Origin of the sequence: Bizionia sp., from assembly GCF_048259285.1 — a bacterium.
GTDB lineage: Bacteria > Bacteroidota > Bacteroidia > Flavobacteriales > Flavobacteriaceae > Algorimicrobium > Algorimicrobium hallyeonense.
Map to the genome: position 1 here is coordinate 1 of NZ_JBLXHU010000076.1, position 6,817 is coordinate 6,817.

Here is a 6,817-nt window from a genome sequence, read left to right on the forward strand (position 1 = left end):
AACACGTTGCCCACAATTTGAAAAAACATCATCGAAACATATTAACCTTTATTTTATTTATGGGATTTTTAAGTAAAATCTTCGGACAGTCTGAACCGAAAAATGAATATCAACCTGATTGGACATTTTACTTTTCGAATGTAAATGACAAATTAAGTTCAATTGCAACCGATTTGAATTTAATGAACGTTGCACCAATAAAAGGACAAGAAAATGTAGTTTATGTTTCAATCAAAATGCCTAATCCGAAAGACAATGGATTGTCGAGTAACGAAGATGCGGATGAATTATGGAAAATTGAAGACGTAATAATAAGCGGATTTGATAAAAACAATCTGAATTACACTTTTGCTGGTCGATTGACTTCTAACGGATTTCGAGATTTGTACTTTTTTGGAGAAAACACGATTTTAATGGAAAAAGAAGTCTCATCTGCAATGACCCAATTTCCGAATCACAAATTTGACTTTGGACATAATGAAGATAAGGAATGGAAAGGATATTTTGACTTTTTATATCCATTGCCAAGACAAATGCAAATAATCCAAAATAGAAGAGTTCTCGAACAATTGGAAAAAGGTGGAGACAAACTAACGAAAGAAAGAGAAGTTTTTCATTGGATTTATTTTAAAACTCAAAATGAAATTGACAAATTTGAGAAATTTACAAATGAATTAGGTTTTAAGACAAAAAATAAAGGAAAAACAGATCAACCAAACGAATATAAATTTGTTATTCAAATATCACGAATTGACAAAGTTGGTTATGACGAAATAGATGAATATACATTGGAATTGTGGCAAAAAGCATCTGATTTGAATGGAGATTATGATGGTTGGGAAACATCAATTGAGGAATAAAAACTGTGGGCAACACCGTGTATAATTCATTGCTAGTTATAGCCTACTTACGAAAGTCCTCGCGGACTTTCTATCTGTGATTTATTTGCTAACTTTAGTGCTTAAACAACGCAACGAAATCATACACAAAACCGTTGTGCCTAATTTGAAAATACCGAAAATGGAAACAAAAACTGAACATATTTTAAAATTAGCTACCGAGATAATGGATGATATTGAATTGAGTAAAAATGAAGCTCAGTCTATTCTTTTAAAAACAACTCGATTGGCTAGATATGTTGATGACAGTAATATTAGAGCCTTTCTGAAATTTGAAATGCAAGGTTATCCGAATGATGAAATAGGAAGAAAATATATGACCTTAACTGGACGTTGGACGGATAAAGAAAATTCTAAAGGTTACTGGTTTCCATTGTCGCAAATAGAAGCCAAAATTGAGGTTGAAAACAATAAACTTATCCAACTTAGAATTCCTGACACAAGTGCTTCTACTGCCCTACCAATAATTAGAGATATGAAGTATACAATGAGTGAGACTGCTATTAGAATCGCAAAGTTGGGTGGAATCAAAAGCCGAATAATATCATTAGTCCACGAATTTGTTACTAATGTTTACTATGAAAGAACGTTTGATAACTTGGCAGAAGGAATCTTTGAGTCCTATAAAAAAGATATTGATTTATTAATTGCCGAAAACAGTGGAGACGTAATTGAGCAAATTCCTTCTGTTGTGGCAAGATTATCAGAAGGTGACAAAGAATCTATAAGTCAGGCTTTAACTACTTGTCGAAGAATAATAGATTCATTTGCTAACCATATATTTCCAGCATCAGATGAAACATTCAATATCGGCGGTAATGAACTTTCTTTAAAAGAAAGTAATGTTTTAAATAGAATCAATGTTTTTATTCATCAAAATAGTGAAAGCACAAATAGAAGGAAAAAGCTTAAACAGAATTTAACTAATCTATATTCAAGAGTATCAAGTGGTGTTCATTCTGATGTAGATTATAAAGAAGCGAAAAATTTATTTCTGAATGTATATTTGTTATTAGGAGAAATATTGACTCTGAAAAAAAACTAGGCACAACAATGTATAACCGCAATTACGGCGGATTCGACTACGTCCGAATCCACTCGGTATTGCTAACGTCAGTGCTTAACCGAAAAACATTAACTTTAAACCCGTAACTGACGGTTATACGAGACCGTTGTAACACATTTAAACAAACCATATAATTGGAATTAATACAAAGACATATAAAGAAAATAAAATGGACGACTCGAATGGCATTTGCGAGTTTTGGAATTTTGATTTTTGCTCTTTTTGTTAACGAATTTAGAGAACCATTATTCGGAATAAAAAAAGGTTACGCACCACATAACTTCGGATTTAACTTTATGTTCTTTCTTCCTTCTATGTTAATGGCAATCGCACTTGGATTTGCTGTAATCGGACGAACAATAAAACATTGGAAAACCTGGACTGACTTGAATAAAAAATTAATATTAATTGGATTGTCAATTCCAGCAATCGGAATTTGGACTTTTATGATTGTCAAAATATTTATTAATTAAAAATATAGACTTTGGGATTTTATTTCGGCAGAGTATTTTTCAATTTCATTGGTGCAGTTATCAGGTGGTGCTATGGAAGTATTTGGAGAACGCTCTTCAAAAAAAAGAAGTTTACTTTTAAAGAATATTTATATGGCCCAAAAGAATCAGGTTATTATGATGATATGGGACATCAATTTAATAATAGAATTATCGGCGCACTTGGATTTGTATTCTTAATTGTGCCAATAATAAAATTAATATTTGATTAAAAAAACGTGTTACAACAATGTATAACCGCAATTACGGCGGATTCGACTACGTCCGAATCCACTCGGAATTGCTAACGTCTGTGACAAACCGAAAAGTAAAACATATAAACCCGTAACTGACGGTTATACGAGACCGTTACCTGCAAGCTGAAATGACGAACACACAACAGAATATCGAAACACCATTTAACGAGGAATTCTGCACTCGACTTGAATACCGAATTTGTCACGAATTGGAAAAATCGACTGACCCTGAATTAAAAGGGTTTTGGTGTGATGGAGTTTCTTGGTTTCCGACCGATAATCAGTTGACTAAAAAACACGTGAATGACAAACGGAAAATAGAAACTAAAGCGTGGCTTGGAAAAACAGGACAAACCGAATTTAAAGCGACCATTTATTTTGGACAAAAAGCGTTAAGTAGATATGCAAAGGGTTTGGGCTTAACCGAAACAATACCTGATTTGGAATCGGACTCTGAATGGATTGACATTGATCTCGAAAACAAAACGATCGAAATAAAATTAGATTAATATGCATCGACAACCTAAACCTACAGACGAGCAAATAGAGTTGATTAAAAAATTAGATAAACTAAAATTTGAGATTTGGGAATCTAATTCAACTGACGAAATTATTGTTATAGGAAAAAAGGCAATTGACCTTTCAAAGAATGTTGCGCCTACAACATACATTTTGGCGAATGGGACAAAAATGATTAACAATAAAGGGAAGAAACTGACTTTGGAAGTTTTAGCAAATGACATTCAATCATTGGAAAATAAAGGTTATTCAACTATTGACGATGAGAAGTTTGCTGTTGTTAGTTCAATACAATTATTAATTGGTGTATTTGCTCATTTAAGTGCTGACGAATTGACTAAAGTTTTACGTGAATAAAGCCAGCAGGTAACAATGTATAACCGCAATTACGGCGGATTCGACTACATCCGAATCCACTCGGAATTGCTAAAGTCTGTGTCAAACCGAAAATTAACGCATATTAACCCGTAACTGACGGTTATACGAGACCGTTGTGGTGCATTTGAGAAACATCGTAACTGAACCGAAAATTTTGAAAAATTATTAAGAAAGTAAAATATAAATGGAAAATATCGACAGTTTTAAAGTTATCGGAATAGAAACTGAAACAACAAACCAAAACGGAAAATCAGCCGAAGATTTAGGCAAACTTTGGGAGCAGTTTTATACCGAAAATGTTCCGAGTAAAATCCCTAATAAAACAAGTGATGAAATCTATTCAATTTACACAGATTATGAATCGGATTATACTGGAAAATATACTTGTGTAATTGGAATAAAAGTAGACTCTATTGACCAAATACCAAACGGACTGATAGGGCGTGAATTTAAAAATGGAAAATATCAAAAATTCGTTGCGAAAGGACAAATGCCAAATGCAGTATTTGAAACTTGGCAAGAGATTTGGGAAAAGGACAAAAAATTGAACCGAAAATATACCGCGGATTTCGAAGTTTATGGACAGAAATCACAAAACGGAGAAAACTCTGAAGTTGAAATTTATATAGCGACTGAATAAAAAAACGACACCACAACAAGGTATAACCGCAATTACGGTGGATTCGACTACGTCCGAATCCACTCGGAATTGCTAAAGTCTGTGCTTAACCGAAAATTATTAACTTTAATCCCGTAACTGACGGTTATACGAGACCGTTACCTGCAAGCTGAAATGACAAGCGAGAAAATAAAATATGGATTGGAAAACCGAGAACTTAAATTAAGTAATTGGGATAAATTTTCGCACTATGGAATTGTAGGTTTTTGTTTTATAATTCCACTGACTTTTACGTTTCTGTATCTAAAAGACTACTTTTTGAATACGCCGAAACCAATAAAGTCTGGAGAAATTTGGTTTTTCATAATCCCAACATTAATTGGAATTTTATTTTTTTACTTGCAAAAGAATAGATTGAAATTTAAGGAAGTGAATACCAATCTAAATAAATCGGAATTGAATAAAATCATAGAAAAAGTTGCGGAGGAATTGGAATGGCATTTATATTTCTCGAACTCAAAAGCAATAGTTGCAAAAACACATCCTGGATTTTTATCAGGAAGTTGGGGCGAACAGATTACTATTCTTTTTGACAATAAAAAAGTGCTTGTAAATAGTATATGTGACCTTGACAAAAAAAGTTCTGTGGTTTCTATGGGCAGAAATAAGCAGAATGAAAACAAACTGATTGAAGAAATAAAAAAAGCCAGCAGGTAACAACGGCTATAGTTCATTGCTTCTGACTTTCCTCTCGGAAAGTCCTCGCAAATTTACTATCTTCGGTTTACGGCGGAAAATCCTCGCGGATTTTCACGCAACGAAACCATAGCCAAAACCGTTGGCAACAAGCTAAAAAATGAAACGAATAATAATCATACTACTTTTAGTTTCGAATATTTCAATCGGACAAACTCTCGATAGACTAAAGGAGAATTTCGATTTAGAAGTAGATGATCAATCTAAAAATGTTTTGGAAAAGTACAAGTCATTTGATTATGACTTTTCTAATATTTGGTCAGTTACTGAAAACCAAAATGTTTATGGAATAATTGGTGACGAACATCAAAGAATATCAATAAAATTAATTTCAATTATTAGAATTTCAAATGGTCCATTTCTTTACAATGTTTATGGCAAATCCAAAGTCAAAGACAACATTTGCGAATTTTATGGAAATATTGTCATTAAAGAAATTAGAGAAGTAAAAGAGTTACACTTCGGAGTTGACGACGAATATGCCGACAAAGGAATCAAAAATCAGGGGATTTTAGTCGCGGATTACGAATTCTACGAAAGTAAAGAGCAAAAACACAGCGGAATTTTTAAAGGTACACTCTATTCGAAATGGTATTTGAATTCCAAAAACCAAATAGTATATGATGACATCGAATTCATTTCAGATGGGTATATGAATAATGCTTTCGTAGGAGTTTGGAAAAGCTATTCAACTGGTAAAGAAAAAGATTGTAATTGGGCTGATTACAGAGTTCCAATTGCTAACAGAGACTTTGATATTGGAGCTGGAGAATTTAGCGTATCTGAAAAATATTGGAATCAAGGTTGGTTAGATATTGCATTAAAAAACAAATCACCAAACCTTGCGATTAAACAGAGCGAAAAAGCTGAAAATCAAAAAGAATGGTGGGAATAAAAAGCCAGTTGCCAACACTGTATAAGCGTAATGCGGGCGAAAGTTCTAAATTGAAACGAATTGAATATTAACAAACATAAGGTAAAGCCGAAAGTGTAGTGCTTATAATCCCGCACTACGCTTATACTTGACCGTTAGGCAACATTTGAGAAACTAAAATTGAAACAGATTAATAACATATTCGGACTAATTTTGTTTGTAGTTATTGGAATTCCATTATTTATACTAATGCTTCCAGTAATAATAGTTTCAATGCCGTTATTGTCTTTTCAGCGAAAACGATTTGAAAAAAAATACTCTGAATTTTTGACCGAGAATAGCGGAAAAAATTTCTTCTGTTACAATAATCGAAAAAACTCAAAAAAATATATTGAGGACGAAATAATACCGAATCTGACAGACGGAATTGAAATCGTATACCTGAATGGAAAAAAAGTGGAATCGGAATATAATGCGGAATTTATTTCGGAGGCACTTTACAAACTCAAAAATTACAGTCAATTTCCACACTTAATGAAAATTCGGAATGGAAAACTGATTGATAAATCGATAAACAATCCGTTTTATAACGTGTTGAATGTGAACAAACCGAAAAACGAATTATTAACCAAAATCAATCGGTTCTTTGAATTGACTGAAATAAAAAACGTTGCCTAACAATGTATAACCGCAATTACGGCGGATTCGACTACGTCCGAATCCACTCGGAATTGCTAACGTCTGTTCTTAACCCAAAAATTAAGTAACTTTAACTCCATAACTGCGGTTATACGAGACCGTTGTAAAACATTTGAGAAAATTGAAAAAATTGTCCAATCGATATATTATTTTATCTTTTTTTCTGTCACTCGGATTAAATTCCTGCGATAATCGGACTCAAAAAAAGTTTTTCGACAAAATTGTTTATGATACATATCATTCAAATTACGAAGGAATA

Annotated in this window: 9 protein-coding genes; all 9 read left to right on the forward strand. The window is 32.8% G+C overall.

Annotated features, from left to right (window positions below; translation table 11 throughout):
* A partial coding sequence (locus tag ACN0QX_RS14980) for a DUF695 domain-containing protein (RefSeq protein WP_417198127.1) occupies positions 1-860 on the forward strand: 860 nt, incomplete at its 5' end.
* A gap of 160 nt (positions 861-1,020) precedes the next feature.
* Positions 1,021-1,944 carry a hypothetical protein gene (locus ACN0QX_RS14985; protein WP_417198128.1) on the forward strand — a complete coding sequence of 308 codons (924 nt, stop codon included), beginning with the start codon at positions 1,021-1,023 and terminating at the stop codon, positions 1,942-1,944.
* A gap of 155 nt (positions 1,945-2,099) precedes the next feature.
* On the forward strand, positions 2,100-2,438 hold the full coding sequence (locus ACN0QX_RS14990; protein WP_417198129.1) for a hypothetical protein: 339 nt from the start codon (positions 2,100-2,102) through the stop codon (positions 2,436-2,438).
* 403 nt (positions 2,439-2,841) lie between these two features.
* Complete coding sequence (locus ACN0QX_RS14995) at positions 2,842-3,222, forward strand: hypothetical protein (protein WP_417198130.1); 381 nt, start codon at positions 2,842-2,844, stop codon at positions 3,220-3,222.
* Position 3,223: 1 nt separating this feature from the next.
* On the forward strand, positions 3,224-3,589 hold the full coding sequence (locus ACN0QX_RS15000) for a hypothetical protein (RefSeq protein ID WP_417198131.1): 366 nt from the start codon (positions 3,224-3,226) through the stop codon (positions 3,587-3,589).
* Between the two features lie 205 nt (positions 3,590-3,794).
* The gene (locus ACN0QX_RS15005; protein WP_417198132.1) at positions 3,795-4,250 is read left to right on the forward strand and encodes a GyrI-like domain-containing protein; all 456 of its coding nucleotides are present in this window, start codon (positions 3,795-3,797) and stop codon (positions 4,248-4,250) included.
* A 153-nt stretch (positions 4,251-4,403) separates the two neighbouring features.
* On the forward strand, positions 4,404-4,946 hold the full coding sequence (locus ACN0QX_RS15010) for a hypothetical protein (protein ID WP_417198133.1): 543 nt from the start codon (positions 4,404-4,406) through the stop codon (positions 4,944-4,946).
* Positions 4,947-5,085: 139 nt separating this feature from the next.
* On the forward strand, positions 5,086-5,880 hold the full coding sequence (locus ACN0QX_RS15015; protein WP_417198134.1) for a hypothetical protein: 795 nt from the start codon (positions 5,086-5,088) through the stop codon (positions 5,878-5,880).
* 306 nt (positions 5,881-6,186) lie between these two features.
* A complete protein-coding gene (locus tag ACN0QX_RS15020) occupies positions 6,187-6,537 on the forward strand; it encodes a hypothetical protein (RefSeq protein ID WP_417198135.1) in 351 nt (116 codons plus the stop codon).
* The last annotated feature ends 280 nt before the right edge of the window (positions 6,538-6,817 follow it).